Origin of the sequence: Providencia sp. PROV236 (assembly GCF_033676985.1) — a bacterium.
Classification (GTDB): Bacteria; Pseudomonadota; Gammaproteobacteria; order Enterobacterales; family Enterobacteriaceae; genus Providencia; species Providencia manganoxydans.
Window position 1 is genome coordinate 3,215,523 of sequence record NZ_CP096297.1, and the last position, 26,427, is coordinate 3,241,949.

General features: G+C 39.2%; 24 protein-coding genes. 11 read left to right on the forward strand and 13 right to left on the reverse strand.

The window, feature by feature from the left end; translation table 11 throughout:
* Positions 1-133 precede the first annotated feature (133 nt).
* From M1E96_RS14790 to M1E96_RS14815, 6 genes are all read right to left on the reverse strand, one after another.
* On the reverse strand, positions 134-883 hold the full coding sequence (locus tag M1E96_RS14790) for an IclR family transcriptional regulator (protein ID WP_070924919.1): 750 nt from the start codon (positions 881-883) through the stop codon (positions 134-136).
* Positions 880-1,725, reverse strand: a complete 846-nt coding sequence (locus tag M1E96_RS14795; RefSeq protein WP_070924920.1) for a nitrilase-related carbon-nitrogen hydrolase — start codon at positions 1,723-1,725, stop codon at positions 880-882. Before M1E96_RS14795 ends, M1E96_RS14790 begins: the two co-directional genes overlap by 4 nt.
* Before the next feature lie 11 nt (positions 1,726-1,736).
* The gene (locus M1E96_RS14800) at positions 1,737-3,083 is read right to left on the reverse strand and encodes a cytosine permease (RefSeq protein ID WP_070924921.1); all 1,347 of its coding nucleotides are present in this window, start codon (positions 3,081-3,083) and stop codon (positions 1,737-1,739) included.
* A gap of 600 nt (positions 3,084-3,683) precedes the next feature.
* Positions 3,684-5,627 (reverse strand): macrolide ABC transporter ATP-binding protein/permease MacB, encoded by a 1,944-nt coding sequence (macB, locus tag M1E96_RS14805; protein ID WP_140180528.1) that lies wholly within the window; start codon positions 5,625-5,627, stop codon positions 3,684-3,686.
* Position 5,628: 1 nt separating this feature from the next.
* Entirely contained in the window at positions 5,629-6,732 is a 1,104-nt protein-coding gene (macA, locus tag M1E96_RS14810; RefSeq protein WP_070924922.1) for a macrolide transporter subunit MacA, read from the reverse strand.
* 76 nt (positions 6,733-6,808) lie between these two features.
* Positions 6,809-8,473, reverse strand: coding sequence for a DUF2813 domain-containing protein (locus tag M1E96_RS14815; RefSeq protein ID WP_272581018.1), 1,665 nt, complete (start codon positions 8,471-8,473; stop codon positions 6,809-6,811).
* Between the two features lie 397 nt (positions 8,474-8,870).
* Between M1E96_RS14815 and M1E96_RS14820 the strand changes: the two genes are divergently transcribed.
* The 7 genes from M1E96_RS14820 to M1E96_RS14850 all read left to right on the forward strand — a co-directional run bounded on the left by M1E96_RS14820 (position 8,871) and on the right by M1E96_RS14850 (position 15,854).
* Positions 8,871-9,770, forward strand: a complete 900-nt coding sequence (locus M1E96_RS14820) for a lysine exporter LysO family protein (protein ID WP_070924924.1) — start codon at positions 8,871-8,873, stop codon at positions 9,768-9,770.
* Between the two features lie 119 nt (positions 9,771-9,889).
* Positions 9,890-11,365 (forward strand): DUF2867 domain-containing protein, encoded by a 1,476-nt coding sequence (locus M1E96_RS14825; protein ID WP_140180530.1) that lies wholly within the window; start codon positions 9,890-9,892, stop codon positions 11,363-11,365.
* Positions 11,366-11,494: 129 nt separating this feature from the next.
* Complete coding sequence (artP, locus tag M1E96_RS14830; protein ID WP_070924925.1) at positions 11,495-12,223, forward strand: arginine ABC transporter ATP-binding protein ArtP; 729 nt, start codon at positions 11,495-11,497, stop codon at positions 12,221-12,223.
* Positions 12,224-12,241: 18 nt separating this feature from the next.
* The gene (gene artJ, locus M1E96_RS14835) at positions 12,242-12,985 is read left to right on the forward strand and encodes an arginine ABC transporter substrate-binding protein (protein WP_070924926.1); all 744 of its coding nucleotides are present in this window, start codon (positions 12,242-12,244) and stop codon (positions 12,983-12,985) included.
* Between the two features lie 12 nt (positions 12,986-12,997).
* Positions 12,998-13,738 (forward strand): arginine ABC transporter permease ArtQ, encoded by a 741-nt coding sequence (gene artQ, locus M1E96_RS14840; RefSeq protein ID WP_272581019.1) that lies wholly within the window; start codon positions 12,998-13,000, stop codon positions 13,736-13,738.
* Complete coding sequence (gene artM, locus M1E96_RS14845; protein ID WP_337979531.1) at positions 13,735-14,403, forward strand: arginine ABC transporter permease ArtM; 669 nt, start codon at positions 13,735-13,737, stop codon at positions 14,401-14,403. Before artQ ends, artM begins: the two co-directional genes overlap by 4 nt.
* A gap of 329 nt (positions 14,404-14,732) precedes the next feature.
* Entirely contained in the window at positions 14,733-15,854 is a 1,122-nt protein-coding gene (locus tag M1E96_RS14850; protein ID WP_272581021.1) for a hypothetical protein, read from the forward strand.
* A gap of 53 nt (positions 15,855-15,907) precedes the next feature.
* Here the strand turns inward: M1E96_RS14850 and rlmC are convergent, their stop codons facing one another.
* The 3 genes from rlmC to M1E96_RS14865 all read right to left on the reverse strand — a co-directional run bounded on the left by rlmC (position 15,908) and on the right by M1E96_RS14865 (position 18,007).
* Positions 15,908-17,038 (reverse strand): 23S rRNA (uracil(747)-C(5))-methyltransferase RlmC, encoded by a 1,131-nt coding sequence (gene rlmC / locus M1E96_RS14855; RefSeq protein ID WP_140180535.1) that lies wholly within the window; start codon positions 17,036-17,038, stop codon positions 15,908-15,910.
* 10 nt (positions 17,039-17,048) lie between these two features.
* On the reverse strand, positions 17,049-17,546 hold the full coding sequence (locus M1E96_RS14860; RefSeq protein WP_070924930.1) for a YbjN domain-containing protein: 498 nt from the start codon (positions 17,544-17,546) through the stop codon (positions 17,049-17,051).
* 131 nt (positions 17,547-17,677) lie between these two features.
* Positions 17,678-18,007, reverse strand: a complete 330-nt coding sequence (locus M1E96_RS14865) for a YbjC family protein (protein ID WP_272581022.1) — start codon at positions 18,005-18,007, stop codon at positions 17,678-17,680.
* A 293-nt stretch (positions 18,008-18,300) separates the two neighbouring features.
* Between M1E96_RS14865 and M1E96_RS14870 the strand changes: the two genes are divergently transcribed.
* Positions 18,301-18,564 carry a GrxA family glutaredoxin gene (locus M1E96_RS14870; protein WP_070924932.1) on the forward strand — a complete coding sequence of 88 codons (264 nt, stop codon included), beginning with the start codon at positions 18,301-18,303 and terminating at the stop codon, positions 18,562-18,564.
* A gap of 242 nt (positions 18,565-18,806) precedes the next feature.
* Here M1E96_RS14870 and M1E96_RS14875 read toward each other — a convergent pair whose 3' ends face one another.
* Positions 18,807-19,226 carry a secondary thiamine-phosphate synthase enzyme YjbQ gene (locus M1E96_RS14875; RefSeq protein WP_272581023.1) on the reverse strand — a complete coding sequence of 140 codons (420 nt, stop codon included), beginning with the start codon at positions 19,224-19,226 and terminating at the stop codon, positions 18,807-18,809.
* Between the two features lie 309 nt (positions 19,227-19,535).
* Between M1E96_RS14875 and ybjG the strand changes: the two genes are divergently transcribed.
* From ybjG to M1E96_RS14890, 3 genes are all read left to right on the forward strand, one after another.
* Positions 19,536-20,144 carry an undecaprenyl-diphosphate phosphatase gene (ybjG, locus tag M1E96_RS14880; RefSeq protein ID WP_070924934.1) on the forward strand — a complete coding sequence of 203 codons (609 nt, stop codon included), beginning with the start codon at positions 19,536-19,538 and terminating at the stop codon, positions 20,142-20,144.
* Positions 20,145-20,992: 848 nt separating this feature from the next.
* The gene (locus M1E96_RS14885; protein WP_070924935.1) at positions 20,993-22,309 is read left to right on the forward strand and encodes a serine/threonine transporter; all 1,317 of its coding nucleotides are present in this window, start codon (positions 20,993-20,995) and stop codon (positions 22,307-22,309) included.
* A gap of 126 nt (positions 22,310-22,435) precedes the next feature.
* Positions 22,436-23,803, forward strand: coding sequence for an L-serine ammonia-lyase (locus M1E96_RS14890; protein ID WP_272581024.1), 1,368 nt, complete (start codon positions 22,436-22,438; stop codon positions 23,801-23,803).
* 38 nt (positions 23,804-23,841) lie between these two features.
* Here M1E96_RS14890 and M1E96_RS14895 read toward each other — a convergent pair whose 3' ends face one another.
* The 3 genes from M1E96_RS14895 to M1E96_RS14905 all read right to left on the reverse strand — a co-directional run bounded on the left by M1E96_RS14895 (position 23,842) and on the right by M1E96_RS14905 (position 26,361).
* Entirely contained in the window at positions 23,842-24,528 is a 687-nt protein-coding gene (locus M1E96_RS14895) for a hypothetical protein (protein ID WP_272581025.1), read from the reverse strand.
* Between the two features lie 81 nt (positions 24,529-24,609).
* Entirely contained in the window at positions 24,610-24,954 is a 345-nt protein-coding gene (locus M1E96_RS14900; RefSeq protein WP_272581026.1) for a hypothetical protein, read from the reverse strand.
* A gap of 198 nt (positions 24,955-25,152) precedes the next feature.
* Positions 25,153-26,361, reverse strand: a complete 1,209-nt coding sequence (locus M1E96_RS14905; RefSeq protein WP_369426974.1) for an IS4-like element ISVsa5 family transposase — start codon at positions 26,359-26,361, stop codon at positions 25,153-25,155.
* Positions 26,362-26,427: the final 66 nt, after the last annotated feature.

A 26,427-nucleotide genomic window follows, 5' to 3' on the forward strand; every position in this document is an offset into this window, starting at 1 on the left:
TAACCGAGTTACATAGTTTATCTATGCACCTACGACAATTTCGCTTGTCGCCTACCTGCATCTCGAATTATTTAAAGTCTATTTGCATACTACAAATATTTATATTTGATAATTTTTTATGACTCGATACGGCTTATAATTCGGTACTGCGTTTCAGCCAATAAGGATCCCCCACCATACTGCCAAGGTAGGATGCTTTATGACATATTTTAGAAGCTAACTGCTCTAATAATTCAGGTGTAATTTGTGACGCTGGCAAACTCAAACACAATGCATACAATGTGCCTTGTGAAGGGTCATAAACGGTGCTCGAAACAGAAGCAACCCCCGCCACAGATTCATTAATTGAATAAGCCCAACCTCGTTCTTCAATTTGATTTAACTCTTGACGTAACTTATCTTGTTTATCTTGAGGCTCTTGGCAAATAATCATTTCACGCTCACTCAATGAGTTGCGCGCTAATAATGCTTTTCCTGTTGAGGTACCCGCTATAGGTAATTTAGTACCCGGTTGAGTGATCACTTGAAGTAAACTATTGCCAATACGTGCATGGACCACTCTAACTTTGTCTTTATCCCTTAAAGAAACATAGGTGGTAAATCCTGTTTCTTTGGTTAATTGATCAAGTGATTCAAGTGCCATATCTATGAGTGGATTCATTCCTCTAGCACGATGAGCCAATTCCATAATAATTAAACCTGGGCGATATACAGGCGCATCACTTTTCTTTTCGAGTAAGCCGTACTCTGCCATTTGCTTTAATAAACGTGAGGCCGAGCTTTTAGGCATACCTAACTCATTGACTAAAGTCGTTACCGTCAGTTCATCGCCTGAACGAAGAAATAAACGATAGACATCTACAACGCTTGAGAGAATACTCATGGTTCACCCATAGACTGAGGAGCTTGTACTAATTGCTGATAGCTATGTGGTTTTCGGTCTCTCAAATAAGGTATGTTCAAGCGAGTATGTGCTTGAACCTGAAAGTCTACTTCGCCTATCAATAGCTGTTCGCTATCGTAGCCTGCCTCATGCAGCACTTGTCCCCGAGGGCCAAGTACTTTACTCCCACCAAACAGGTGTAGGTCGCCTTCGTTCCCCCAGCGATTAACCGCAAGAAGATGACAACCATTTTCTAACGCACGGCAAGCGGTATTAATATCCCACATGTCTCTATCCTGAATACACCATGCTGAAGGAGCAATCAGTATTTCTGCTCCCTGCAAGGTCAAAATACGTGCAACTTCAGGGAATCCCATGTCATAGCAAATCATGACACCAATTTTGCCAATGGGAGTATCAAATACAGGGTAGCTATTTCCGCTATTAAACCACTGTTTTTCAATACCAAATGCATGAACTTTACGGAAGACTCCACTAATTTCATGGCAACCGGGAGTCCAAACGCCCACTGAATTGTAAACTTCCCCGAGGTATGTTCCCCGCTCAGCAAAACCACTCACTATGGTGAGATCTAATTTTGTCGCAAGAGAACTCAATAATTGATAGGTTTCGCTACCTACGCTGTCGCTAAGATCCCAGAGTTTTGTGGACAACAGATCACCACGATAGCCGGTCGTCGCCAATTCAGGGAAACAAATTAGCTTAGCGCCTTGCTCTGCCGCCTGATGGCAAAAATCTGCCATCCGTTGTAAGTTTCCTGACTTGTCACCAAGCATTGAATTAAACTGCGCAAGCGCAACTTTCACACTGTTTTGGTTCATTGCCCTCACCCTTAATCTGAATGATTAACTTTACGGAATTGCACCGTATCGACGCCTTTAATTCGAGCTTGCCAACGCATCGCAATCCAATAAAGAACAGCGCTGACCAACAGTGAATTAAGTGCAGGCACACCAAAATCGGTATTAAAAGGACCTAACGCAGAGCTTAGCCACCCCACTACAACAGCAATTCCCCAAACAACTAATGTTATTGGATTAAACGCTTCGCACATTGAGGGGAGTTCACCTTTAGCTCTAGTGATATCTAACTCTTTACGGTCACGTTTCAATAAGTAGTAATCAACCACCATAATGCCAGCAACCGGTGGAATAGCGATGCCTAAATAGATTAGGAAACCGATAAAGTTATCTAAAATACCTAACATTGAAGCAATAGTACCCAAGATACCAATAATCCAAGTCAGATAACGACGATCAAACTTCTTATTAAATACAGCGTTAAGTAATGTGGAAAACCCTAATGATGATGAATAAAGGTTGATATCATTCATTTTGATGGTTGAAAAGATAACAATTGATGCGCCAATCAAACCTGTTAAAGTCATCATCAAATCAAATACTTGGTAAGTATGCAACGCAAGTGCCATCAATACAGAAATCATATTGACTAACAACTCACCAAAAAAAGTCCCGATAAGAGTCATCCAGAAAACCTCTTTTGGGCTTTTCATAAAACGACTAATATCGGGCGTTGTAACAGCGGAAATAATAAACCCACCTGCAACCATGGTAATCGCTGCGGGCATGGTCATAAGAGGCCCTGATGGTTCAGTACTACTAATAAGCGCACCAATATCCTGCCCTGAAAGCAAATTATAGGTGGCCCAAACTAATGCAAGTAAAAATAGCGGCGTTGAGATATTCGCAGTAATAGATAAAAATCGATATCCATATACTGTAATAACAGTCACCGCAATGCCTGTAATAAGCGACCAAGTCCCTGGTGTTAGCACATTCGTCGCTTTATACATTCCATCCGCAAAGAAACCGTTTTGTACGCCAAACCAGCCCATCAGTGAAATCGCGATTGCGCCACCAATTAAAGCAGAGCCCAACTTACCAAACCCAGACCACCGTGACAGTAGACTGATTGACATTCCTTCACGACACGCGGCCGCACCTAGTGCCCAGCTAACAACTTGTAAAATCACTGAACCTAGCATTGTGGCCCAAAACGCTTGCCAAAAAGTCAGCCCATAACCGAGAGCTGCACCTAACATCACCTGTGAAACACAGGCAAGTGAGCCAATTCGGATTATTAGTACTTCATAGAACGGCCGACGAGCACTGAAAGGTACTCGAGCCAGAGAATAATCTTCACCCGTTTTATTCGCCATTTAGTATTCCTGCTGTGTGGATCTTTGCTGTTGAGTTTATATTGGCTTTAATATTTTTTAAAGTTCCATTTTATGGAACTCGGTTTCATTTATTCTACAAGGCAAATGATATCCATGATCGATACCAAATCGCAAGTAGAATTTATATTTTCAGACATTTTTTTATGTCTAAATTATACTAGAACGAGAAAATTAGCTGTTGAAGAGTGAAATTTATATAAAAATAAGTGAGTTGGATTAATCAGCTAATGATTAGTGATACTTCACAAAATGGAAATTTTTTTATTAATATTCTGTTCTGAAGCGATTGGGAAGGTCTAAATTAACGGTACTATTACCATTATTTACCATGTCAATCATTGCATTACTAATAATATTAACATTTAACACAGGACAAACTATAAACCCTTCATTATAGCGTTAATCAAGGCCTATTTTTGTTGCATTTACTCTGAAACCACAATTTTTACCATAGAAATAATCCAATTAATTCAACATGAAATGAGTATATAGGTTATCAATTTGATCAGAATTTAGGGGTGAGGAGCTGTAATGAAATCACTCCTCGACAGAAATTTGTTAAGGAGTGATGTCAATTTATTATTCTCTTGCTAGCGCATCAATGGGGTTCAATCTCGCAGCGCTGCGAGCAGGTAAAAACCCAAAGATCACGCCAATTGCTGTTGAACAAATAAATGCACTAATCAATGCAATTGGCTGAAAAGCAAATGTCCAACCAGGCAGCGCCATTTGAGCTATCACACTGATACCATAAGACAGCGCAATTCCCATTAATCCACCAATCAGACAAACTAATATCGCTTCGATTAAAAATTGCTGCATAACATCGCTAGTGCGGGCACCAACTGCCATACGAATACCAATTTCGCGTGTCCTTTCCGTCACAGAGACTAACATGATATTCATCACACCAATTCCCCCTACAACCAATGAAATCACCGCCACTAGCGTCAAAAAAAGCTGCATAGTGCTCGTCGTTTTTTCTGCTGTTTTGACTAATGTATCGATGTTATAGGTAAAAATATCTTTCTTACCATGACGTAATGTTAATAAACGGGTAATTTGCTGTTCCGCAATTTTGGCATCCACTCCCTCTTTGACTCTCACAATAATGTTATCAAGATAAGGGCGGTTTAAAATTTTGCTGTTCACCGTCGTATCAGGTAACCAAACAGATAAAGAATTCGTTGAGCCAAAAATAGATTTCTGCTCAGCCAGTACCCCAATGACGGTTGCTGGCATATTGCCTATCAATAATGTTTCACCAACCACATTTTTTTGATGAGGGAAAAAACGCCGCTTCGTATTTGCATCAATTACCACGACTTGAGCCCGACGTTCGACCATATCTGGTGTGAAACTCATTCCTTCGGAGAAATTTTCTGCATATACCTTAAAATAGTCGCGTCCAACACCTAATAATTGCGCAGAAGCGTCTAAATTCCCGCGACGTAATCGTGTGGATTTAGAGAGTTGGCCTGAAACTGCCTCAACATAAGGTTGTTGGGCAAGCGCCTCCACATCCTCACTTTTTAATGATTGCCGATTTTGTGCGTCATCACTGCCAAAATCTTCACCGGGGTAAACAGAAATGGTATTTGTGCCGATAGCTTTAATATTGTTGAGCACCATTCCTTGCGCTGCATCACCAATAACCATGATCGAAACAACAGAAGCAATACCAATAATAATGCCTAACATGGTGAGTAACGTGCGCATTTTATTTACAACCATCGCCCGCCATGCCATTAATAAAGCTTCACTAAACCGCCCATAAACTTGGCCTAGCGAAATCCGTCGAGGGGTATTTTTTTGTATAGGCGTTGGTTTAATAGCTGCAACCGTACCTGAATCACTGAGTATTTCGCCGTCTTTGATTTCAATAATACGCTCCGCCTGTTGGGCAACTTTAGGGTCATGTGTCACGATAATCACGGTATGACCTTGAGCGCACAGGTCTTTAAGGATTTTCATCACTTCTTCACCCGAGTGGCTATCCAGTGCCCCCGTCGGCTCATCGGCAAGGATCACTTGCCCACCATTCATCAAAGCACGTGCGATACTCACCCGCTGTTGCTGACCACCTGATAGTTGACTTGGCCGATATTCAACACGTTCACCTAAGCCAAGTTGACTAAGTAGTTCAATTGCTCTTTGACGACGTTGTGCTTTACCAGCACCTGCGTAAACAGCAGGTACTTCCACATTTTGCTCAGCGGTTAAATGACTCAACAGATGATAACGTTGAAAAATAAAGCCAAAGTGTTCGCGACGTAATTCAGCAAGTTGATCATCATCCAGCTGTGAAATATTTTGTTGTGCAACAAAATACTCTCCCTCACTCGGCTTATCTAAACACCCAATGATGTTCATCAACGTGGATTTACCTGAACCGGATGCACCGATAATCGCCACCATTTCCCCTGCATTTATGGTAAGCGATACCTCTTTCAGAACGGTGATTTCGCTTTCACCCGCAGGATAACGTCGAGTAATACCTTTAAGCTCTAGTAAAGCGGACATATTAGCTCTCCGTAATACGACCGGTGACGACCTGCTCACCCTCTTTAAGCCCTTCAACCACTTCGACTTGAACGTCATTACGGCTATTTATCTTAACTTGGCGTTTTTCAACTTTTTCACCATTAAGTACCTCCACCTCATAAACTTGTGGAGAGACTTCATCCCCCAATGCAGACAGTGGTAAAAGAAGGACATTTTTATGCGATTCTAGATCAATCTTGATTTGTGCTGTCATTTGTAATTTCAGCAAATGCTGTGGGTTCGGTACTTCAAAGCTAGCATAGTAAAAAATGGCATCATTAATTTTTTCGGGAGTAGGCAATATATCTTTAAGAACGCCGGTAAACCGTTTATCAGGCGCACCTAAAACCGTGAATGATGCCGCTTGCCCTGGTTCTAAATAGATCACATCCGCCTCTGAAACCTCCGCTTTAACTAACATAGTATTCATATCAGCTAAGGTTAAAATCGTTGGCGCTTCCTGAGCTGCAATCACAGTTTGCCCCTGTAATGTTTTAATAAAGGTGACAATACCGTCCATCGGCGCTGTAATCTGTGTATACTTTAGATTGGTTTTCGCCGTATCTAATGTCGCTTGATTACGTTTAATTTGCGCTTGGTACGTTGCAACCCGCGCTTTTTTAACTTCCACATCTGTTTGCGCTTGATCCAACTCCTGTTTAGAAACAGCTTGTAATTTGGATAAGCTTAATTGGCGCTGGTAGGTCACTTCAGCCAGACGTAACTCTGATTTGGATAATGCCAAATTTGATTCTAATTCATGGATGGTTTCTTGGGCTTCAGTGACGTCGTTTTGTGCCTTCTGAGGATCAATCACTGCCAACAAATCACCTCTTTTAACTTTGTCACCTTCTTTCACATATAGAGTCTGCAATTGACCGCTAACTTGTGCCCCTACATCAACCTTACGTACTGCATCCAGTTTACCTGTCGCTTGTACTTGCTTGTCTAAGTCACCACGTGTTACAGCAACTGTTTGGTAAACCTCTTTTTTTTCACCACCGAAAAAAAACAACGCAGCACCAAGCGCCAGAAAAATAACCAGTATAGAGACTAGCCACTTTTTTCGTGAATGTGTTTTCATTTTGTACCTATATGATCAAAGAGAGAGGCTGCCCTCTCTCTAAAATATTGATATTCTAACAACTGGATATATCCTCTTAATAAGCTTTTCCTCTCGCTAACCACGCCACTCGTGAGAACATACTTTTTAACTGTGATGGTATAGAATCAGGCCCTAATTCCGCCGCTCGATTGACGGTGGCAATAGCAAGATCAGGTTTTGATGTTTTAGAAATCGCTTTAATAATCACTCTACGCGTCGAAACCTTTGCATTGTCAGGGATCCCTGCGATTTCATGATAAAGATGGCTAAAGCCTTCTCGATACAAAAAGTGCTCCATATCAGGTGCGGGCAAACGCGTTAAGCGGTCTCTTTCTGTATCATGCATTTTTTCTGCATAACTGAGTGCCGTTGCTGCATATTTTTTACCCGCTTCGTCGCCATCAACCAGCGTATGCCATTCTATCCCCATTTTGTTAGCGAACTTTAATAAAGGCTTAAGACCACTTTGAGCAAACTCAATGACTTTAATTCCTTCAGTCTCAAAGTAATAATTACATTGACGAGCTAACTCATTCATCAACCAAATCTCTGTTTCACCTTCAACCAGTAACCAACAACGAGCAAACAGCGCTGAGGGCCGATTAAAACGTATATGAAAAGAAATTTTGCGCACTTCTTCTGGCGATAAATCATTTTTGCCTAATCGATAAGCTGATACCTTTCCTGAGTCTCGAACTAAACGGCATAGATTTTCAATAGGAACCTGAGATAGCAATTCACCTGAGTTTGTGGTTGTGAGGCGTTGTAAAGAAAACAAATTCAATAGCCCCCATGCAATTGACAACATAATCGGGTGCAAACGTGTCTCAGGATCTTCAACGATCACTAATGGGCGAGCATATTTATCCAGTTGTATGTTACCTTTTGATTGTAACAAAGAAGAAAACATACCTAATATAATTAAACGGATATTACGTTCATTCGGTTTAGCGACAATGCGACTAATATTATCGAGTGCCTGCCAGCCTCTTCGCCGTGGTTCCTGCTTAATTGTAGAGCGATGTTCTTGAAATATATGAGTGCTTTGCCCCGCAAAATAATGGCTAAGCAATTGTTGCATCGCATCAATCCCTTCAACCAGTTCATCATCACTCAATCGCTGTGGGTTATTGATCAGTGCACGCGTCAAATCTTCCATACGTGAATTAAATACATCGCGGATCTCTTTGTCGCCAGCAACCAAGGTTTCAGGGTTTAAGGTATTAAGAAAACGTGCATCGCGCAGTCGAATAACGGGGTAAAGGCGGATAATTTCTTTAATATATTTCCCCACATTATCTAGCGATAACTTATTACCACCTGCATTCAAAAAGTTGCGATCCACGCTGATCGTGCCATCTTCTTTCATTTCGGCACTCACACGATAAAAAATATGCTTTAAATCGTCATCATTGTCGACCCAAACAGAAGTGAGGTTACGAAAACGATACGAGCGATGGCGACCGGGACGATCCTCACAAAATTTAAGCACGATTTGTAATGAGCGAAATCGAGAAGCATCATCCCCCATTGGATGATGAAAATCATGTTGATTAAATTGATAATTTTCTTGCTCAGGCGAAAGTAGAATAGTCAGTGCATCCAAAAGGCTCGACTTTCCCCATGAATTTTCTCCCACTAAAACCGTGTTCTTATTTAGCGCTAATGAGAGCCGGTTAATCCCTCTAAAACCGTATATTTCCACACGTTCCAGATACATACACCCTCTCCTTGCTATGATCTATTTTGAAAGCTTACCTTATTAACTGCTTACATGACTATAAGAGCGAACAAAAATTAAATATATTTACCTCAACATAGCCAACCATATTGAGCATCCATTCTTAGTGTTATAAAATAGTTAAACTTTATTTTTTAGTTTTTTTATCCTATTTTTTATCGATAGACAGCGAAAAAAACGACATCGTAATTAATGCGATTCAATAATTGATGTCAAACAATAATTGATATCAAAATAGTAACGAAAGAAATTATTCTAATAATTTATACTCCAAATCATTCGAGCTGTAGCTAGCGCACGACATTAGCGGTACTACAACTTGAAATGTAGTGAGTGTAATAACCCCTTGTTAATGGGATAAGTTAAAGGATGCAAAATGTATTCAGGATTACTCATTATTTTACTACCGTTAACGCTAGGTTATCTTATCTCCATCAAAAATAAAAAGATCCTAGATGTTGTACATCGCGCCTTAAACTCAATGGTGTATATCATTCTATTTTTAATGGGGATCACCCTCGCATTACTTGAAAACTTAAGTGCACATTTATTTTCAATTTTAATTTATGCATTAACATTCTTTGTATGCATATTTTCACTTAATCTTATTTCATTGTTGCTCTTGGATAAGTTCGATCCTTGGAAAATTCCAAAACATAAACAAGAAAAACCCCCTTCACGCATTAAAATGGTTCTCGAATCATTACAACTTTGTGGGGTGCTCCTTATTGGCTTCTTCGTGGGTTTGACTGGGTTTAAATTCCTTCATTATGCGGATAAAGGTAGCCAAATAGCCTTGATGTTGTTGCTATTGTTGGTTGGCATTCAGTTACGCAACAGCGGCATGAGCCTTAAGCAAATTTTAGTTAACCGACGAGGTACTACGATTGCATTAGTGATGGGAGCTAGCGCACTAGTTGGGGGAGCAATCGCCGCTTTCCTGTTAGGGATCCCCGTAAAAATGGGGTTAGCGCTTGCTTCGGGTTTTGGTTGGTACTCCTTAACCGGTATTGTATTAACCGATGCTTATGGGCCAGTGATGGGCAGTGCAGCATTTTTTAATGATCTCGCACGTGAATTAGCGGCCATTATGTTGATCCCTTTAATTATTAACCGTTATCGTTCTACGGCATTAGGGATTTGCGGATCTACCTCTATGGATTTCACGTTGCCTGTATTACAACGCAGTGGCGGCGTTTCCATCGTACCCGCGGCAATTGTTCATGGCTTCGTGCTTAGTTTAATCACACCAATTTTGATGGCCTTCTTTACGTAGTTATTCACAATCGCGATAAATCGATAATAAGTCTTAAAATGATGATATTTAACAGCGCTTTACATAAGTAGAATTTCAGTCACAATAGCGATAGGTGAGCGTAAAAACAGGAAATAGACATGAATGAACAACAGCGTATCTTAGTATTAGGTGCTAGCGGCTATATTGGACAAAACTTAATCCCTGAATTAATCAAGCAGGGTCATCAAGTGACCGCAGCAGCCAGACGGGTAGATTGGATGCTGTCACAAGGTTGGCAAGATACGCGGTGTATTTATGTTGACTTACAAGATCCAGAAACGCTAAAAGATACCATGGAAGACATTGATATTGTCTACTTCCTTGTTCATAGCATGGCCGATCAAGCAAACTTGATTGAGCGTGAACGTACAGCGGCTCGTCATGTTCAACAAGCTATCGACAATTCCAATGTTAAACATGTTATTTATCTAAGTTCACTTCAGCATGGCCACAGTTATTCACAACATCTGATTTCACGTCGATTAACAGGTGAGATTTTGCGTGAAAGCAAAGCCCCTGTTACGGAAATTCGTTCAGCAATCATTGTTGGTTCAGGTTCTGCTGCCTTTGAAATTATGCGTGACATGGTATACAACTTGGCTATCTTAACACCGCCACGTTGGGTTCGTTCAAAATCATCCCCTATTGCTCTGAGTAATATCCTGTTTTACCTGACTGAGCTCGCCAAGCTCCCTGTCACTGAAAGTCGCATTTTTGATGCGGGTGGCCCTGAATACATGAGCTACCAAGAGTTATTTAAACGTTTTATTAAAGTCAGTGGCAAGCGTCGATTACTGATACCAATTCCTATTCCAATCAGTATGATCTCAGTGCATTTTATCAGTTTGATCACCTCCGTTCCGCCGTCAATCGCCAAAGAGCTGATCCAAGGCTTACAGCATGACCTCCCTGCTGATGATAAAGCGCTGCGCGAATTGATCCCTCAAACCCTGATTTCATTCGATGATGCTGTTAAAACCACATTAGCTCAAGAAGCCGATGCCATTGATAATGCCGATTGGGGCTATGATCCTGAAGTAAGAAAGCGCTGGCGCCCAGGGTATGGCTTCTATCCGAAGCAAGCTGGTTTTACGTTAGGGACATCAGCAAGCACAGCATCTTTATGGCACACTGTTCAGCAAATTGGCGGTAAAGATGGTTATTTTTATGCGAATGCACTTTGGAAAACACGCGCTATCATGGATGACATGATGCTAAATAAGGTCAAATATGGCCGACCCAACCGCGAAGAATTACAACTCGGCGATGAGATTGATGGTTGGCGGGTCATTAATATCGAACCAAATAAACAACTTAGTTTATTATTTGGTATGAAGGCACCTGGATTAGGCCGCCTTACTTTTACCATCCATGATAGTGGTAGCCGACGTTCAATTGATGTGCGAGCGTGGTGGCATCCTGCTGGTTTCAGTGGTTTGCTTTATTGGTTCGCTATGATGCCTGCGCACTTATTTATTTTTAAAGGGATGGCGAGACGTATTAGCGAACTGGCTTTTGAACGAGATAAGCAACTCGCTAGCCAGACAAAGGCAGAACAATTACCTGCTGAATAGTCAGGTTTTATACTCTGGATCATTCAAGATACAGTAGGCGAAAAAACAAATTTTTATGCATCTATTATTGCATAAATATGCTTACGGGATTAATATCGGAGTCAGTTTAACAAGGTATTATTGGTAAGCATGAGCATTCAATTAAAAAATATAAACTGTTTCTATGGCTCCCATCAGGCACTTTTTGATATTAATCTAACCTGTCCTGCTGGTGAAACCATGGTATTACTTGGGCCTAGCGGAGCAGGAAAAAGTTCATTGCTTCGTGTACTGAATCTGCTAGAAATGCCACGTTCAGGATTACTTAACATTGCGGGTCAGCAATTTGATTTTGCCTCTACCCCAGATGCCAAGGCAATCCGAGCATTACGTCAAAACGTAGGAATGGTTTTTCAACAATACAATCTATGGCCACATTTAACGGTCATCGATAATTTGATTGAAGCACCATGTCGCGTCTTAAAATTGTCACGTCAAGAAGCAAAAGCAAAGGCGGAAAAGTTGTTAGAGCGTTTACGGCTAACTCAGTTTGCCACGCGTTTCCCTTTGCATTTATCGGGTGGTCAGCAACAGCGTGTCGCAATCGCTCGTGCATTAATGATGGAGCCACAAGTGCTACTGTTTGACGAGCCTACAGCCGCATTAGACCCTGAAATTACTGCACAAGTTGTTGATATTATTCGTGAACTATCCGCGACGGGTATTACACAAGTGATTGTAACCCACGAAGTAGAGATAGCTCGTAAAGCCGCTAGCCGTGTGGTGTACATGGAAAACGGTCATATCGTAGAACAAGGGGATGCTAGCCATTTCACAGCACCTCAAACTGAAGCATTTGCAAACTATCTGTCACACTAATAGATATAGGATTAAGCAATGAAAAAAATTATATTAGCTGCACTACTTGGCGCTGTAACCCTATCTGCATCTGCCGCGGAAAAAGAAACCATTCGTTTTGCAACAGAAGCAACTTATGCCCCATTTGAGATGTTTGATAAAAACAACCAAATCGTTGGTTTTGATGTCGATCTTGCAAATGCAATTTGTGCAAAAATGGATGCAACTTGCACATTCACTCATCAATCGTTCGATAGTTTGATCCCTAGTCTAAAATTCCGCCGCTTTGAAGCGTTGATGGCAGGTATTGATATTACGCCAGATCGTCAAAAACAAGTGGATTTTACTGATACTTATTATCCTAATTCAGCTGAATTTATTGCCATTAAAGAAAAAATCTCTTCAGTCGATCAGCTAAAAGATAAAAAAATTGGCGTGCAAAATGGGACTACTCACCAAAAATACATCATGGAACAGCACAAAGGTATGACAACCGTACCTTATGATAACTACCAATCAGCAATCTTAGATCTGCAAAATGGCCGTATCGACGCTGTTTTTGGTGATACCGCAGTTGCTGATGAGTGGTTAAAAGCGAAAGGCAACGAAAACCTAGCACCTGTTGGTGAGAAAGTGACTGACCCACAATACTTTGGCATCGGTTTAGGTATTGCTGTTCGTAAAGGCAATAAAGAGTTGTTAGATAAAATGAATAAAGCATTAGCTGAAGTTAAAGCTGATGGCACTTACGACGTTATCTACAAAAAATGGTTTGAACAATAATCGATATAGTTAATGAACAATTTTCTTTTTCTAACAAGTGCCGCCGGTTTAACCGTCGGCCTTGCTGTTTCTGCTCTAATATTGGGCCTGCTCCTCGCGATGCTATTTACCGCATGGGAATCCGTTCGTTTTAAACCCATCGCCTTCTTAGGTACTTGTTGGGTGACATTAATTCGCGGGTTGCCAGAACTGCTGGTTGTCTTATTTGTCTACTTTGGGACATTACAGCTGATCAATCTATTAGGCGATGGCATCGATATTAATTTAGGTTTTTGGCAAACCACCTTACAAATTGATCCCAGTATTTTCTTTGCAGAAAGTGGACAGTTTGATTTTACCCCATTTGCCTGTGGTGTAGTGGCATTAGCCCTGCTGTATGCATCGTATGCCTCACAAACATTACGCGGTGCATTGAAAGCCGTTCCTTATGGTCAATGGGAAGCCGGTTTCGCACTTGGTCTAACTAAACGAACGATTTTCTTTCGTTTTATTATGCCGCAAATGTGGCGCCATGCCCTACCCGGTTTAGGGAACCAATGGCTGGTACTATTAAAAGATACCGCACTGGTTTCTTTAATTAGCGTAAATGATTTGATGTTACAAACAAAAACCATTGTTAATCGTACTCATGAGCCTTTTACATGGTATGCCATCGTTGGGCTAATCTATCTTGCCATTACTTTATTAAGCCAAGTTATTCTGAAACGAATTGAATTGCGTACAACCCGTTTTGAGCGAGGTGGATCGCAATGATTGATTTGATTTTAAAGGTACTACCTGGTTTACCAACTAGCCTGTCTTTGACCTTTAGTGCATTGCTTGTCGCTTTTATATTAGCCATCTTGTTTACACTAATATTGTCACTCAAAACACCGGTTATTTCACAAGCGGTCAAAGTGTATATCACGTTGTTCACAGGCACCCCACTACTGGTTCAATTCTTCTTAATTTATAATGGACCAAGCCAGTTTAAATCTTTGCAGAATTACCCCATGCTGTGGGACTTTATCTCAACGCCTTGGGTGTGCGCGATGATCGCTCTAGCGCTTAATAGTGCTGCTTACTCAACGTTACTCTTCCATGGGGCAGTAAAAGCGATCCCTTCAGGACAATGGCAATCATGCCAAGCACTAGGGATGTCTAAAGCACAAACAATGCGAATTATTTTGCCTTACGCATTTAAGCGCTCTTTGTCATCTTACTCAAATGAAGTCGTATTAATTTTCAAAAGTACTTCGCTCGCCAGTACGATAACCATGATGGATATTATGGGTTACAGCAGCCAAGTCTTTGGCCAAACTTGGGATGTAATGGCGTTTGTTGCCGCAGGTATCATTTACCTTGTGGTCAACGCAATCTTAACCATTATTATGCGACTTATCGAACGCAAAGCACTGGCTTTTGAGCATAGAAATTAAATTTGAACCTGCATCATTTAAAAGGCTTGTATTAACAAGCCTGAGGTTGCTGACGAAGCGGGATAAAAACGTGGTTTTTCCCGCTCCGTGTTATCAGCCAAAAATCAATAAATTGATTTTCCTTGTTTATTTCAAAACCCCGAACGACTGTTGACAAACATGATATGTTTGTCAACAGTCTGCGGCTTGTATTAACAAGTCTTTTTATTATAGATCCAAACATATATCATTAAATAATTCATGTACATAAGTTACGTGAAATCTACAAGATGAAGAAGGATTCTGCTTTATAGTTAAGCCTATATATCTTTAACAAATAAGGTTTAATTATGCCAAACAAAAAAATAAACTACTCAATAAAATTTAATCAATATCAATTAATAGAATACTTTCATAAAACCCCCTCCAATGAATTTACAAAAAAAATTATTGGTATAGAAAATATTAATTATACCGATGGAGGGCTATGTTATGGGCTAACTGATCGATTCCTTGTTAATGTTTATAAGAACAAAGAAATTCATTTTATTCAAGAGATTATAAGTATATTAAACCTTGTTGCTCCCTCCTGTAGATTCTCTTACCCCGCTAGTTATCAGCAGAAAAAATTCATCTCTTATCATAATGCACATCTTAACCAATTATTTCATAAAATATTTAGGGCACAATTTAATCAAGATATTTCGATTGATATAAGGAATGCTATACATCAATTCAAATACCCTCCTATCAATAAAAATGAAGGTATCAATAACTATATCGATAGAATTATTGATGAAAATATCAAAAACCTCTCTAAATCAAAAAAAATATTAACACCTTACTTTCATGAAATAAAAATATTGATTAAAAAAGTCAACAGATACATTAAATCTAATATTAGCAATATATCTACAACAAAAAATTACCACGATAACTTTTCAATACTATCCGAAAAAATAAGTTCTCATTGTTTTAGCTCTAAAAAGAAATATTTATTAGTAAGCAAAATAGAACTTTTCTTTTATTTTATAGGACAATATTTTTCTCATGAAATAATCAGAAAAACTGAATTCAATAATAATTTGGAAGGTGTATCCTATGATAATAGTCCTATTAATCTTTATGTTTCAATGCCTAATAATGATATAGTTTCATTGGATACATTAAAAAAAATGATAGAGAAATACATTTTAAAAAATCAAGTATTTGCATGTGACCTATGTGATAAAAATCATGCTATGGCCATTACAGTAAAACCATTAACCAACTGTAATAAAACGACATTTGAACTTTTCGACCCCAATAAAGGTGTATTTATCACAAAAAATAAATCTGATTTTTTTGAGTTATTAAAGAAAATCATCAATAAGAAAAACAGTAATTTCTTAATAGATAAAGACGGCGTAAGAAAAATAGAAATAACAAGAAAATTTATTATTGATAAAAACCCCAAAAATAAAATTATCTGATTTGATCATTATTAAATAAAGTCACTTAGATTTAATTAGTGACTTTATTTTTACTAACCATCTCTCATTAGTAGAGTTAATACTTCATAATGAGCAGTATGCGGAAACATATCAAACAATTGTACCTTCACAACCTGATATCCCGCTAATCGCTCAATATCTTTCGCCATCGTTTGTGCATTACAGCTCGAATATAAAATATAGTCAGGCTGCATCGTTGAAAGATATTCACATAAACTTTCACCAATACCACGTCGTGGTGGATTGACTAACACTAACTGAGGGATATCGCCTTTATTGGTTGCAAACTTTGTAGAATCTAAAGCTTGGAACTCCACATTCTGTAGTCCCAGCTCGCTAGCCGACTGTGTCGCACTGGCAATCGCAGGAGCACTAATTTCAATCCCTGTCAGTTTAGTATGTGTCTCCGCACAATGTAGGCCAAACCCCCCAACGCCACAGAATAAATCCCATAGACTGGTAATATTTAAAGCCCTTACCCATTCTCGAGCCGTTTGATAAAGCTTTGCAGCTACTATCGGATTGGTTTGGAAAAAGCTCTTAGGCCGTATAAATAACGGAACTTGGTTAAATTCTTCACGCAACGTTTGCTGTGCAGTGAAAAAGATCTCTTGCTCACCCTCTAAAATAGCCATATGAACGGGTTGTATATTAGCGGTGACAACAACTAACTGTGGAAGTTGCTGTTGTAGCCAAGGCAACGCGTTTTTCAACTGTTCAACTTTCTTTTCTGAACGCAATACAAAGCGCAGCATAAATTGCCCTGTGTGCTGGCTTTGAGTCAATAACAAGTATTTTAATTCGCCGCGCTGACGTTCAATGTTATAGGGTGTTAAACCTGCGCGAGCAATAAACGGTTTCAATACATCAAATACAGCTAAAAAGCCCGATGTGTATAACGGACATTCAGTCAAACTAACTGGTTGGCCAGAAGAATTTATGATCCCGAATATAGGCTTCTCAACACTACCACTTACCACCATTTTGGCTTTGTTACGAAACCCTTGCTGTGGGCTAGCAACCGCAGGGTGAAACACTGAAGCAGATAACGAAGGCAATAACGCAGACAAATTTTCTTGTTTTAGTTGAAGTTGTTGTTCTACCGAAAACTCAAGCCACTGGCAAGAATGGCATTCTCCCACCTGATATTTTTCACAATACATAATTTAAAAACTAATGAATAATTATAGAAGGATTATCATCAACTTCAGGATCGGTCATTTCTTCCTCAAACTCATCTTGGTTTGAATAAAGTAAATTATTACTATAGATTTCAAACACTATTGAGGATATTTGTTCTTCAGCTTGCTGTAAAAAATGACTAAATTGGCGATAGGTCATCCCTGCTTCAAGTGAAAATGATTGGCTAACAATTAATTTAGGCAAATTTTCATTATTGATCTCAAGGAAAACTTTTGCAGTCAATGAACTCGCGTTAATTTGGCTAATGTTAGCAACTAAGGTGATGATCGCTGTCGGTTTTAGCTCTGCTAATGCAGAAAGGACTAACACATTATTGATGATGTCTAGTTTTGCATCAAAGATACCATCAATATTTTGCATATGAGGTAAATGCAGTGCAGCACAAGAATCACACTCGAAATAGGATGTTTTGAGTTGATCTAGCCATTCACGTAATTGTGAAATGTCAGGGTAACAAATAGTATCCATGGGTTATAACCTTCTTCAACTCAAAATGATAACCAGTAAAAATGAACCTGTTCTAACTAACACTTTTAAGATGAGTTAGAAAAGTGGGCAATTTTCACACATTGACTGTGAAAACACCAGTAAAACCATGTTCACTCCCCCTTTTCATCCTTTTTATCATTATCACTAGGTTTTTGCTTTCTACCCGGCCTAGCTGTTTTTTCATTGTCGATACCTAAAAAACTTAATCCATGGATCGCTCGCCAAACAATATTAATTGTGGCTGGGATCAAACAGCCAATACCAACCATCACAATCGCAATCAGAGCCCCTTTTTGCATCAAAGGTTCTGGTAGCTCTAGATAACTATTCATGGCTAAAAGCACCACAATCAACAGCGCAATACCAATCCCTTCTAAAATCAAAATAGGCTTCGGTAAGTCTGATAGTGAACGCATTTGCCGCTGAGGCTTGTTACTCATGGTATATCCTTTTATTCAACATTTACTCACGATACTTCAAATTGCAACCTTTTACAGTGAGCGATAGCGACCGCGTCTGTTCGCAGCAGCCCTGTACTCATGTATGTGCTTACTGTTTGCTCCGCAGGTCGCCTAGATGCACCTCGAATTATTTAGATCGGATAATCTTTTTTAAGATTATAAACCAGACCGATACCAACAAAAGGAAAAATCATCTTTTATTTCTGAGCCGTTATAGGCATAGTAGTGGGCATTGTGAATAAAATACGAGAATTTGTTATATAGGAGATACTATGTACACTGTAATTTTTGGTCGCCCTGGCTGCCCATACTGTGTTCGCGCTAAAGAACTCGCTGAAAAACTCAAAAATGAACGTGATGATTTCGACTATCGTTATGTAGATATCCACGCTGAAGGCTTAACCAAAGAAGATCTGTCAAAGACCGTTGGCAAAGAAGTCCAAACCGTTCCACAAATTTTCATTGATGAAAAACATATCGGTGGCTGTACTGATTTCGAAGCTTACGCGAAAGAGCACCTCGATCTGTATAAATAAGCAATACATCGCGGCTCATCTTTTCATGTTGAGCCGCTTAATTTGTTCAATTCGTGCTACTTCCTACCTAAAGTAAAAAATAATGCAACTTTTTTTTCCTACTTGCGAACTTTCTTATATAAGAGGGGTCTTAATTTATGCCACTGCTTTTCTTTGATGTCCCCATATTGAGGAGCCCGATAGCCAACTATATGTTTTATCGCTATCGGGTTTTTTGTTGCCTATACAAACTCAACTGAGTATCACTCACCTTGCAAAGTGATGACTAACCTACGCTCACCACCATAATTACGATGCTCACAAAGGTAAATTCCCTGCCAAGTCCCCAAATTTAATCGACCGTTTGTTATAGGAAGTACTAAACTCGCGCCTAAAATACTGCTTTTCAAATGTGCAGGCATGTCGTCACTCCCTTCATAATTGTGTTGGTAATAAAGTTCGTTCTCAGGGATCGCATGATTAAAAAAACTTTCAAAATCTTGCCTCACCGTATAGTCCGCATTTTCATTGATGGTAAGTGAGGCTGATGTGTGTTGAATAAATAGATTCAATAGCCCTATCTTGATCTGCTTGAGCTCAGGTAAGTGATGTAAGATTTCATCAGTAATCAAATGGAAGCCTCTTTCTTTTGCTGTTAACCTTATTTCTTTTTGGATCCACATAAGCACTCCTTAAAAAACCTAAATATTTTTGTTAATTATCTATTGAGTAAATCATTAACAAAAAGTAAATTCGCCCCTTTATACTCTAAATACTTCAGGGTGCAGCTAGACAGCCTAAAGTTCAGGCAGCAAGCACATACATGAGTACAGGGCTGCTGCGAACAGACGCGGTCACTATCACTCACTGTAAAACGTTGTAACTTGAAGTATAACGAGTATTTAGGACAAAGGGACTTTACCTGTTATGTGAGAAACTCTACTCTCTCGCTTTAAGTCTTAATTTTCACCCATTTTCCGAGGTACATTACCGTGCTGGAACAATTCAATCTGGATTTGTTTAACCTGATCAATGCAACCCCTGAGTCTGCAAGTGGCACCATTGCATTTGCCACAATCATAGCTAAACGCCTGATCTTACTCTTTCCACTATTTACTGTTGCCTGCTGGTTTTGGGGCGCAAAACCAGATATGGAGCGCCAAAGAGCATTTGTCTGTAAAACGGCTTATGCGTTAGTGATCGGCCTTGCTATTTCATGGCTAGTCGGTTTAATTGCACCTCATGATCGCCCTTTTGTGGTCGGTATTGGCACTAATTTCCTTGATCATAATGCAACTTCTTCTTTCCCAAGCAATCATGGCACCATCGTCTTCACCTTTGTATTTGCATTCTTGTTCTGGCTAAGAACTTGGGTTGGTTTGCTAATGTTAGTTCCCGCAATTGCTATTGCTTGGTCCCGTATTTATCTGGGTGTTCACTGGCCACTCGACATGGCTGGTGCATTTATTTTAGGTATGATTGCTTGCGGATTAAGCCAAATCCTTTGGGCAATTGTAGGTTATAAAATCCAAGCACCTTTGACTCGCTTATATCACCTCATATTCTCCTCCCTTATACGTAAAGGTTGGCTTCAAGCGTAATTATTCAATAATTCAGAGCTGGTGATTTTTAATCCAGCTCTGAACTTTGCGTTGAATCAACATTTTGTTTTATTTTTTTATTCGTAAAATGAACAAAAAAGAACTTTTTCCGAAAAATAAATAACAGTAAATTAACAAATTTTTTGTAACGTTTTTTAATTATTTTTTTCTTCGCGAAATAAGTATTAGTTTTTAGTTTAATGAACTTTATTATTCATTAATGTATTTCCAATAAAAAAACTAAAAAAATGATAACTAATCACCCGATGAATCACTGCCAAAAACGAAAAAATATAATTAAAAATCAACAACATAAAACAAACAATAAAACTATGCCCTGCATTTTTATTCAGTAATTCTTTTTAAAATTAATTTATTTTAACTATATTTATTTTTAATAGCATCACTTCATTAACATAGTAACATTGCCCTCTTTAAATATAGATAAACATATAACTCCTTATGACTGTCTATTTTCTATCAGGATAAATAACACTATTTCCATTTACCTTAAGGTAAATTTTTTAACATTTTTATAAAAATCGATAAATAGCAATATTTAGGACATTTTTCTCTTTTGAGAGTATGATCACGGTGATTTCTACTAAAAATATGTACATTTGCACCCTCAAAATCGGTTTATCAAATTTACATATAAAATTAGCAAAACTGATTGAAAATAAATCTACTCTCAATTTTATATTTATTTCCAATCAGATTGTTACGTAGATACAAAAGACTGCACATTATATTTGGCGATTATTTGTTCGTACCAAAAGATTAAAACACCAGTGAGGTTTTTACCTTCACGGGGTGCCTATTTTTTGACTTTTATTTCGGAGACTATTATGGATACAACTCGAGTTGGTTCCATCGATAAAACAGCCTCGCAAACTAGGGATGCTCGCGCTTGGCGTAAAACTGACACAGTATGGATGCTGGGCTTATACGGTACAGCTATCGGCGCTGGTGTACTGTTTTTACCTATCAACGCAGGTATGAGTGGATTACTGCCAGTTCTACTGATGTTGGTCTTAGCGTTCCCGATGACCTTTTTTGCCCACCGTGGGCTGACTCGATTCGTGCTTTCTGGCTCAAAACCAGAAGGTGATATCACTGAAGTCGTAGAAGAACATTTTGGCCGTACCGCAGGTAACTGGATCACCCTACTTTATTTCTTCGCTATCTATCCAATTCTGTTAGTTTATGGTGTATCTATCACCAATAACGTGCATAAATTCCTAACTGAACTGATGGGCTTTACTGCTCCACCACGCTGGTTATTAGCATTGGTGCTGGTTGGCGGGATCATGACAATTGTTTCTTTTGGTGAAAAATATATTGTCAAAGTGATGAGTATGTTGGTGTTCCCATTCATTGCAGTACTACTCGCTTTCTCTCTGTATATGATCCCTCATTGGAATGGCGCGGTACTCGATACCTTAACCATGGAAGGCATCGCTGAAGCAGCTAAGCACAGCGGCGGTCAAAGCATTTGGGTCACCATTTGGCTAACAATTCCAGTAATGGTTTTTGCATTTAACCACTCACCTATTATTTCAGCTTTTTCTGTTGCTAAACGTGAAGAATATGGCGATCAAGCCGAGCAAAAATGTTCTCGTATCTTAGCATCTGCACATATCCTCATGGTGTTCACTGTCATGTTCTTTGTGTTCAGCTGTGTATTTACACTGTCTTCAGCTGATCTTGCTCAAGCAAAAGCACAAAATATCAGTATCCTTGACTATCTATCTGGTTACTTTGACCAGCCATTTATTAAGTTTGCAGCCGCAATTATTGCTTTCGTTGCTATAATTAAATCATTCCTTGGCCACTATTTAGGTGCTCGTGAAGGTTTCAATGGCTTAGTTGAACGTGCTTATCGCGCAAAAGGTAAAACTATTGATGTTCGCAAATTAAATCGTGGTACTGCTATCTTTATGTTAGTGACTACTTGGTTAGTTGCTACATTGAACCCTGGTGTACTGGATATCATTGAAAGCCTCGGTGGCCCAGTCATTGCTATCTTACTGTTCTTGATGCCAATGTATGCTATCAGTAAAGTCCCGGCAATGCGTAAGTACTCAGGTAAAATCAGCAATGTGTTTATTGTTATCATGGGATTAGTCGCTATCTCTGCTGCAATATACAAGCTGTTCTTCTAATCAGCCTTATAGGAAGGTGTGACCACTCCGGCGGTCATACCTCCCCTCCTCAAAAACGATGCCGGAGCACACGGCATAGCATGCCTTAAAAATTAAGACACTGTTACTATATAGGAAGCGCTGAATATGATTAGCGTATTTGATATCTTCAAAATCGGTATCGGCCCATCAAGTTCCCACACCGTAGGACCAATGAAAGCAGGTAAGCAATTCGTTGAAGACTTGATCCAACAAGACCTACTCACCTCAACCACCCGTGTTACTGTCGATGTGTATGGTTCTTTATCATTGACTGGTAAAGGACATGCGACGGATATCGCAATTATTATGGGTCTTGCAGGTAACTTGCCGGATACTGTTGATATTGATGCTATTCCCAACTTTATTCGTCATGTTGAACTAAGTGGTAAATTACTACTCGCTCAAGGCCAACATGAAGTTGATTTCCCAGCTGAAGGCGGTATGAATTTTCATTCCACCAATTTGCCTTTACATGAAAATGGTATGACCATTACTGCTTATAATGCAGACAAAAGCATTTATAAAAAAACCTATTATTCTATTGGTGGTGGCTTCATTGTCGATGAAGAGCATTTTGGCCAATCTGATGAGCAATCTGTACAAGTCCCTTATCCATATAAATACGCAGCCGACTTACAAAAGCATTGCAAGGAAACAGGGTTATCACTTTCAGCTCTGGTGATGCAAAATGAGTTAGCGCTACACAGTAAAGAAGAAATTCATCAATACCTTTCCGATATATGGAATGTAATGAAAGCAGGTATTGAGCGTGGCGTCACGACAGAAGGGCTATTACCCGGCCCACTACGTGTACCACGTCGTGCAGCTGCGCTACGTCGTCAACTCGTTACTAGCGATAACACCAATACCGACCCAATGGCAGTAATTGATTGGATCAATATGTTCGCATTAGCAGTGAATGAAGAAAATGCTGCGGGAGGTCGTGTCGTCACAGCCCCAACTAATGGCGCCTGTGGCATTATTCCAGCGGTACTCGCTTATTATGACAAATTTATTCGCCCTGTTAATGAAAACTCTTACACTCGCTATTTCTTAGTTTCTGGTGTGATTGGTTCATTATATAAAATGAATGCATCGATTTCGGGGGCTGAAGTTGGCTGCCAAGGTGAAGTCGGTGTCGCTTGTTCAATGGCTGCTGCGGGCCTAGCTGAATTGATGGGTGGTAGCCCTGAGCAAGTTTGTGTGGCAGCTGAAATCGCAATGGAACATAACCTCGGTTTAACGTGTGACCCTGTAGGTGGTCAAGTACAAGTTCCTTGTATTGAACGTAATGCAATCGCTTCGGTTAAAGCGGTTAATGCCGCAAGAATGGCGCTACGTCGTGTCAGTGATCCACGTGTTTGCTTAGATAAAGTGATCGAAACCATGTATGAAACCGGTAAAGATATTAATGCAAAATACCGTGAAACTTCACAAGGTGGCTTAGCGATTAAATTAGCACACTGCGAGTAAACCTAAAGAGGCCAATGACTGTTATTGGCCTCTTTCTGCTACTTTAATAGATGTTCCGAATGATTTTGCCCAATGATAAACATCTTATTTAATTCGTAAACACTGTTAGCCGTTTGATCACCAAAAGCCGTTTCACGTTGCCCAATCATACCGCTGATCATCGATACCAATCCATCAAACATTGAAATAGAAAAATCAAAACAACTGATAAATACATTTATATTAATAATATTCTTTATGATTTTATATGCATTTCCACCTTGTATTATACCATAATTCATGCCACTATTTTGTGCTTTTCCACCATGGCTTTCTATTCTGGTTATTTTATTATAGATAGGGCTTGATTCAATAAAGTCAGCGTGTATTCCCGCAAGATTAATTAGCATATTATTTTCATGATTACCAATTTTTTGATAATCAAATGAATATTTTTTTAGTTCGTTTGTTCCCATCCCATCTTCATGAAAGTTTTTTTCAACTAATTTTATTTTATTTTTTTCATCGCTTAATAGTTTTTTATACTCTTCATCAAGCCTTTTATATTTAATTTTAATTTCAGAAAAACCACTATCCATATCAATAGCATTCTCACCTTGTATAGAATCTTTCATTTTTATCTTTTCCATTTCTTTTTTATTATTTATAATAGATTCATTAGTCATTGAGATAATGTCATGTATAAATCCTAAATATATTTCATTTACTTCCTTGCTAACTTTCATTTCTATTTATTAAAAAGTTAAATTAAATGATTTGTTTTTTATTTTCAGTTAAGTAATAGAATAATGCCTCTATTTCATAATTCACCCTCTCTCTATCATTAAATACTTCCTATTAAAATCCAATGTACCTTTTGTATTTAATCCATTTTTCATTGTTAGTAAATTATTCTGATAATCTTTATTTATAACAGCAAGACACATTATTTCTCTCAGATTATCCCCTTCATTACGAATATCTGTACCTTTTATCATATGATAATTTATACCTTGATTAATCGCATCACCGGCAATAACTGTTCCATAGCCGGTTCCTGAATCTATTGCATTTCCAGAAATAATATTACCGTAATTATATCCTTGATTAACTGCATTACCACCTAAAACACGATTGTGACCATAATCTTTATATTCCATATTATTACTCATAATGGTTCATTACCCTTGTAATTAAAAACCTAATAATCTAACATAGTAAAAAGCCAGAATAATTCTGGCTTTTTACTTAGCGTAAAATTAAACAATATTTTTATCAATTAGAGTGAAATTAGCAATATGGTTAATGCCCTCTTTTACAATTTCCATGTATGAAATTCCAGGAGATACGCTGAGCACTGAGAGATCCCCTCATAATTTCCCCAAAGCGTAACCATGTTTGAATAGATTTTGAGTAAGCAGGGTTGCAGCCACGAGTAAGTCTTCCCTTGTTATTGTGTAGCCAGAATGCCGCAAAACTTCCATGCCTAAGCGAACTGTTGAGAGTACGTTTCGATTTCTGACTGTGTTAGCCTGGAAGTGCTTGTCCCAACCTTGTTTCTGAGCATGAACGCCCGCAAGCCAACATGTTAGTTGAAGCATCAGGGCGATTAGCAGCATGATATCAAAACGCTCTGAGCTGCTCGTTCGGCTATGGCGTAGGCCTAGTCCGTAGGCAGGACTTTTCAAGTCTCGGAAGGTTTCTTCAATCTGCATTCGCTTCGAATAGATATTAACAAGTTGTTTGGGTGTTCGAATTTCAACAGGTAAGTTAGTTGCTAGAATCCATGGCTCCTTTGCCGACGCTGAGTAGATTTTAGGTGACGGGTGGTGACAATGAGTCCGTGTCGAGCGCTGATTTTTTCGGCCTTTAGAGCGAGATTTATACAATAGAATTTGGCATGAGATTGGATTGCTTTTAGTCAGCCTCTTATAGCCTAAAGTCTTTGAGTGACTAGATGACATATCATGTAAGCTGCTGATAGGTTTCCAGTTTTCCGCTCCTAGGTCTGCATATTGTACTTTTCCTCTTACTCGACTTAACCAGTACCAACCCAGCTTCTCAACGGATTTATACCATGGCACTTTAAAGCCAGCATCACTGACAATGAGCGGTGTGGTGTTACTCGGTAGAATGCTCGCAAGGTCGGCTAGAAATTGGTCATGAGCTTTCTTTGAACATTGCTCTGAAAGCGGGAACGCTTTCTCATAAAGAGTAACAGAACGACCGTGTAGTGCGACTGAAGCTCGCAATACCATAAGTCGTTTTTGCTCACGAATATCAGACCAGTCAACAAGTACAATGGGCATCGTATTGCCCGAACAGATAAAGCTAGCATGCCAACGGTATACAGCGAGTCGCTCTTTGTGGAGGTGACGATTACCTAACAATCGGTCGATTCGTTTGATGTTATGTTTTGTTCTCGCTTTGGTTGGCAGGTTACGGCCAAGTTCGGTAAGAGTGAGAGTTTTACAGTCAAGTAATGCGTGGCAAGCCAACGTTAAGCTGTTGAGTCGTTTTAAGTGTAATTCGGGGCAGAATTGGTAAAGAGAGTCGTGTAAAATATCGAGTTCGCACATCTTGTTGTCTGATTATTGATTTTTCGCGAAACCATTTGATCATATGACAAGATGTGTATCCACCTT

Bases quoted from the DNA above. Each gene is read 5' to 3' on its own strand.
- M1E96_RS14790 (WP_070924919.1), bottom strand. From the start codon at position 883: ATGAGTATTCTCTCAAGCGTTGTAGATGTCTATCGTTTATTTCTTCGT.
- M1E96_RS14795 (WP_070924920.1), bottom strand. From the start codon at position 1,725: ATGAACCAAAACAGTGTGAAAGTTGCGCTTGCGCAGTTTAATTCAATG.
- M1E96_RS14800 (WP_070924921.1), bottom strand. From the start codon at position 3,083: ATGGCGAATAAAACGGGTGAAGATTATTCTCTGGCTCGAGTACCTTTC.
- macB (WP_140180528.1), bottom strand. From the start codon at position 5,627: ATGTCCGCTTTACTAGAGCTTAAAGGTATTACTCGACGTTATCCTGCG.
- macA (WP_070924922.1), bottom strand. From the start codon at position 6,732: ATGAAAACACATTCACGAAAAAAGTGGCTAGTCTCTATACTGGTTATT.
- M1E96_RS14815 (WP_272581018.1), bottom strand. From the start codon at position 8,473: ATGTATCTGGAACGTGTGGAAATATACGGTTTTAGAGGGATTAACCGG.
- M1E96_RS14820 (WP_070924924.1), top strand. From the start codon at position 8,871: ATGTATTCAGGATTACTCATTATTTTACTACCGTTAACGCTAGGTTAT.
- M1E96_RS14825 (WP_140180530.1), top strand. From the start codon at position 9,890: ATGAATGAACAACAGCGTATCTTAGTATTAGGTGCTAGCGGCTATATT.
- artP (WP_070924925.1), top strand. From the start codon at position 11,495: ATGAGCATTCAATTAAAAAATATAAACTGTTTCTATGGCTCCCATCAG.
- artJ (WP_070924926.1), top strand. From the start codon at position 12,242: ATGAAAAAAATTATATTAGCTGCACTACTTGGCGCTGTAACCCTATCT.
- artQ (WP_272581019.1), top strand. From the start codon at position 12,998: ATGAACAATTTTCTTTTTCTAACAAGTGCCGCCGGTTTAACCGTCGGC.
- artM (WP_337979531.1), top strand. From the start codon at position 13,735: ATGATTGATTTGATTTTAAAGGTACTACCTGGTTTACCAACTAGCCTG.
- M1E96_RS14850 (WP_272581021.1), top strand. From the start codon at position 14,733: ATGCCAAACAAAAAAATAAACTACTCAATAAAATTTAATCAATATCAA.
- rlmC (WP_140180535.1), bottom strand. From the start codon at position 17,038: ATGTATTGTGAAAAATATCAGGTGGGAGAATGCCATTCTTGCCAGTGG.
- M1E96_RS14860 (WP_070924930.1), bottom strand. From the start codon at position 17,546: ATGGATACTATTTGTTACCCTGACATTTCACAATTACGTGAATGGCTA.
- M1E96_RS14865 (WP_272581022.1), bottom strand. From the start codon at position 18,007: ATGAGTAACAAGCCTCAGCGGCAAATGCGTTCACTATCAGACTTACCG.
- M1E96_RS14870 (WP_070924932.1), top strand. From the start codon at position 18,301: ATGTACACTGTAATTTTTGGTCGCCCTGGCTGCCCATACTGTGTTCGC.
- M1E96_RS14875 (WP_272581023.1), bottom strand. From the start codon at position 19,226: ATGTGGATCCAAAAAGAAATAAGGTTAACAGCAAAAGAAAGAGGCTTC.
- M1E96_RS14885 (WP_070924935.1), top strand. From the start codon at position 20,993: ATGGATACAACTCGAGTTGGTTCCATCGATAAAACAGCCTCGCAAACT.
- M1E96_RS14890 (WP_272581024.1), top strand. From the start codon at position 22,436: ATGATTAGCGTATTTGATATCTTCAAAATCGGTATCGGCCCATCAAGT.
- M1E96_RS14895 (WP_272581025.1), bottom strand. From the start codon at position 24,528: ATGAAAGTTAGCAAGGAAGTAAATGAAATATATTTAGGATTTATACAT.
- M1E96_RS14900 (WP_272581026.1), bottom strand. From the start codon at position 24,954: ATGAGTAATAATATGGAATATAAAGATTATGGTCACAATCGTGTTTTA.
- M1E96_RS14905 (WP_369426974.1), bottom strand. From the start codon at position 26,361: ATGTGCGAACTCGATATTTTACACGACTCTCTTTACCAATTCTGCCCC.